Source organism: Cellulomonas bogoriensis 69B4 = DSM 16987 (assembly GCF_000767165.1).
GTDB lineage: Bacteria > Actinomycetota > Actinomycetes > Actinomycetales > Cellulomonadaceae > Actinotalea > Actinotalea bogoriensis.
On record NZ_AXCZ01000209.1, the window covers coordinates 1 to 4,189 of the forward strand.

Sequence of the window (4,189 nt, forward strand, 5' to 3'; positions counted from 1 at the left end):
CGTGACCGTGGCGGTGACCAGGTCGCCCGGGCGGGCGACGTCGTCCGCCAGCTCCTCGGCCGACCGGTCCGGGCCGGAGGGGACGGTGGCCGGCTCGGTGAGGTGGACGAGCCGGTTGTCCGCAGCGCGGCCGGTGATGCGCCGGGTCGCGCCGTCCTTGCGGCCCTCGCCCTCGGCCACCAGGACCTCGACGGTGCGACCGACCTGGCCGGCGTGCTCCTCGGCGGAGATCCGCTCCTGGAGCGCCACCAGTCGCTCGTAACGCTCCTGCACGACGGCCTTGGGCAGCTGGTCGGGCAGATCGGCCGCCGGCGTCCCGGGACGCGGGGAGTACTGGAAGGTGAACGCCGAGGAGAACCTGGCCGCCTCCACCACCCGCAGGGTCTGGGCGAAGTCCTCCTCGGTCTCACCGGGGAAGCCCACGATCACGTCGGTCGTGATCGCCGCGTCCGGGATGGCCGCGCGCACCCTCTGGAGGATCCCGAGGAACTTCTCGGACCGGTAGGACCGGCGCATCGCCCGCAGGACCGCGTCCGACCCCGACTGCAGCGGCATGTGGAGCTGGGGCATGACCGTGGGGGTCTGGGCCATCGCCGCGATCACGTCGTCGGTGAAGGCCGCGGGGTGGGGTGAGGTGAAGCGGACCCGCTCGATCCCGGGGACGGCACCGACGGCGCGCAGGAGCTTGCCGAACGCGAGCCGGTCACCGAACTCCACCCCGTAGCTGTTGACGTTCTGCCCCAGGAGCGTCACCTCGATCGCCCCCTGGGAGACCAGGGCCTCGACCTCGGCCAGCACCTCGCCCGGACGCCGGTCGCGCTCCTTGCCGCGCAGGTGCGGGACGATGCAGAACGTGCACGTGTTGTTGCACCCGACGCTGATCGACACCCACCCGGCGTACACCGACTCCCGGCGCGTGGGCAGCGTGGAGGGGAACACCTGCAGCGACTCGGCGATCTCGACCTGGGCGCGCTCGTTGTGCCGGGCGCGCTCGAGCAGAGCGGGCAGGACGTCCAGGTTGTGGGTGCCGAACACCACGTCCACCCACGGCGCGCGGTCCACGATGGTGCCGCGGTCCTTCTGGGCCAGGCAGCCCCCCACCGCGATCTGCATGCCGGGACGCTCGGCCTTGACCGCCGCGAGCTGCCCGAGGTTGCCGTACAGGCGGCTGGCGGCGTTCTCCCGGACGGCACAGGTGTTGATCACCACGACGTCCGCGCGGGAGCTCGCCGCGTCCTGCGACGGGGCGGGGACGTACCCGGCGGCCTCGAGCATGCCGGCCATGTGCTCGGAGTCGTGGACGTTCATCTGGCAGCCCAGGGTGCGCACCACGTAGGTGCGGGGGGCGTCGAGGGTCGTGGACATCGAGGACAAGGGTACGGCGCCCACGGCCGCACCTCGAAGCACACGATCGTCACCAGGGTGTTACGTCGACATGACGTGAAACACTGGCACCTGTGACATGAGGGCTCTAGGTTCAGCAGATGGCCCAAGATCGTCCTGGTTCGGCCCACGAGCCGACCGGCCCCGCCGCCGCGGACCGCCCCGCACCACCCACCTCGTCCGCTCCGGGCGAACCCCTGGTCGTCCTGCAAGGCGTCGACAAGCACTTCGGTCCCCTGCACGTGCTCAAGGGCATCGACCTCACCGTCCGCAAGGGTGAGGTCGTCGTGGTGATCGGCCCCTCGGGCTCCGGGAAGAGCACCCTGTGCCGGGCGATCAACCGGCTCGAGACCATCGACTCCGGGACCATCACCGTCGACGGGGTCCCGCTGCCCGCCGAGGGCAAGGCCCTGGCCCGGCTGCGCGCCGACGTCGGCATGGTGTTCCAGTCGTTCAACCTGTTCGCCCACAAGACGGTGCTGCAGAACGTGACCCTGGGACCCATCAAGGCCAAGGGCGTCAGGCGCGCCGACGCCGAGCGCACCGCCATGGGGCTCCTGGAGCGGGTGGGTGTCGCCGACCAGGCTGCGAAGCTGCCCGCGCAGCTGTCGGGCGGGCAGCAGCAACGGGTCGCGATCGCCCGCGCCCTGGCCATGCGACCCAAGGTGATGCTGTTCGACGAGCCGACCTCGGCCCTGGACCCCGAGATGATCAACGAGGTCCTGGACGTCATGGTGTCCCTCGCCCAGGAGGGAATGACCATGATCGTGGTGACCCACGAGATGGGTTTCGCCCGGCGTGCCGCCCACCGCGTCGTGTTCATGGACGGGGGCCAGGTCGTCGAGGAGGCCGACCCGGAGACCTTCTTCACCGCACCGCGCACCGCGCGCGCCCAGGACTTCCTGTCCAAGATCCTCACCCACTGACGACCCGACGACGAACGACCGGCCCGGTGACCGCCACAGGGCCGCAAGGAGAAGGGGAGCACCCATGCGCACACGACGTGCCGCGACCGCCCTGGTCGCAGCCTCCGCCCTGCTGCTCGCCGCAGCATGCGGCACCGACGACGCCGACGACGCCCTGCCCGAGGACGCCGACCCCACCGCCGAGCCCGGGGACTTCCCCGAGGGCTCCACGATGGCGCGCCTGGCCGAGGCCGGCAGCATCACCGTCGGCACCAAGTTCGACCAGCCGCTGTTCGGCCTGGTCGGCCCGGACGGCGTCCCCGAGGGCTTCGACGTGGAGATCGCCACCCTGATCGCCGGGCGCCTCGGGATCGCGCCACCGGACATCGACTGGGTCGAGACGATCTCGTCCAACCGGGAACCCTTCATCGAGTCCGGTCAGGTCGACATCGTGGTGGCCACCTACACGATCAACGACCCCCGCAAGGAGGTCGTGTCCTTCGCCGGGCCCTACTACGTGGCCGGCCAGTCCCTGCTGACCCTCGTGGACAACACCGAGATCAACGGACCCGACGACCTGGACGGGGCCCGGGTGTGCACCGTCTCTGGCTCCACCCCCGAGGCGAACCTGCTCGACAACTTCCCGGAGGCCGAGGTCATCCCCCTGGGCACCTACTCCGAGTGCCTCGAGCCGCTGCGCAACGGCCAGGTGGACGCCGTCAGCACCGACAACGTGATCCTCGCCGGGTTCGCCGCCGAGGACGACTCCTTCGAGCTGCGCGGTGAGCAGTTCACCGAGGAGCCCTACGGCATCGGCCTCGCCCTGGAGGACGAGGAGTTCCGCGACTGGATCAACGACGTCCTCGAGGAGGCGTACGCCGACGGCAGCTGGGAGCGCGCCTGGGAGCAGACCGCCGGCACGGTGCTCGCCACCCCCGAGCCGCCCGCCGTCGACCGGTACTGACCACCGGTCGTGGGGGGTGCGGCCAGGCCGCTCCCCCCACGACCCCCAGGCGCAGAGGAGCCCGTCGTGGGTGCCATAGCCGACAACATCGGGACCTACTGGGACGGGGCGCTGGTCACCGTGCAGCTGACCGCATGGTCGGGCATCATCGCCCTGGCCCTGGGGGTCGTCTGCGCGGCGATGCGGGTCTCACCGGTCGGGTCGCTGCGGGTCGCGGCCGCGACGTACGTCGAGGTCCTGCGGAACACGCCCCTGACCCTCGTGTTCTTCTTCGTGGCCTTCGTCGCACCGCAGTTCGGGCTGCTGGCCCCGCTGGGGTTCTGGACCGCCGTCATCTGCCTGTCCACCTACACCTCGGCGTTCGTCGCCGAGGCACTGCGGTCCGGGGTCAACAGCGTGGGCGTCGGTCAGGCCGAGGCCGCCCGGGCTATCGGGCTGACCTTCGGCCAGTCGCTGCAGGAGGTCGTCCTGCCCCAGGCCGTGCGCACCGTCATCCCGCCGCTGATCAACGTGCTGATCGCGCTGGTCAAGAACACCTCGGTGGCGGCGGGCTTCGCGGTGGTCGAGCTGGTGGCCGCCGGCCGACGCGTGGCCCTGGCGAACCCGGCGGACTCCCTGATGGTCCTCGGTGGGGTCGCGGTCGGCTACCTGGTCATCACCATGAGCCTCGGGGCCCTGGCCGCGACCGTCGAACGCAAGGTGGTGTTCACCCGATGAGCTCGGTCCTGTACGACGCACCCGGGCCCGTGGGCCTGCGCCGCCAGCGCTGGGGCACCGCCGCCGGGGCCCTGGTCCTGCTCGGGGTGCTCGGCGCCGCCGCGTGGTACGCCCACGGCCGCGGGGTGTTCTCCCCCGACCGCTGGGACGTCCTGTACGACCCGCCGCGCGGCCAGACCGCCGAGGCGGTGTGGACCTCGCTGCTCAGGGGCCTGGGGGC

Annotated in this window: 4 protein-coding genes and 1 pseudogene; 4 read left to right on the forward strand and 1 reads right to left on the reverse strand. The window is 71.5% G+C overall.

The window, feature by feature from the left end:
• Window positions 1-1,365, reverse strand: a 1,365-nt coding sequence (miaB, locus tag N869_RS13320) for a tRNA (N6-isopentenyl adenosine(37)-C2)-methylthiotransferase MiaB (RefSeq protein WP_035062389.1), incomplete at its 3' end; no start/stop codon positions are given.
• Between the two features lie 119 nt (window positions 1,366-1,484).
• On the opposite strand from miaB, the gene N869_RS13325 reads away from it, so the two are divergent.
• The 4 genes and pseudogenes from N869_RS13325 to N869_RS13340 all read left to right on the forward strand — a co-directional run.
• Window positions 1,485-2,309 carry an amino acid ABC transporter ATP-binding protein gene (locus N869_RS13325; protein ID WP_084137182.1) on the forward strand — a complete coding sequence of 275 codons (825 nt, stop codon included), beginning with the start codon at window positions 1,485-1,487 and terminating at the stop codon, window positions 2,307-2,309.
• Window positions 2,310-2,373: 64 nt separating this feature from the next.
• Window positions 2,374-3,252 (forward strand): glutamate ABC transporter substrate-binding protein, encoded by an 879-nt coding sequence (locus N869_RS13330; protein WP_035062391.1) that lies wholly within the window; start codon window positions 2,374-2,376, stop codon window positions 3,250-3,252.
• A gap of 66 nt (window positions 3,253-3,318) precedes the next feature.
• A complete protein-coding gene (locus N869_RS13335) occupies window positions 3,319-3,969 on the forward strand; it encodes an amino acid ABC transporter permease (protein WP_035062392.1) in 651 nt (216 codons plus the stop codon).
• Window positions 3,966-4,189 (forward strand): annotated as a pseudogene (locus tag N869_RS13340) (amino acid ABC transporter permease); the annotation flags it as partial. The gene N869_RS13335 and the pseudogene N869_RS13340, both read left to right, overlap by 4 nt.

Bases quoted from the DNA above. Each gene is read 5' to 3' on its own strand.
- N869_RS13325 (WP_084137182.1), top strand. From the start codon at position 1,485: ATGGCCCAAGATCGTCCTGGTTCGGCCCACGAGCCGACCGGCCCCGCC.
- N869_RS13330 (WP_035062391.1), top strand. From the start codon at position 2,374: ATGCGCACACGACGTGCCGCGACCGCCCTGGTCGCAGCCTCCGCCCTG.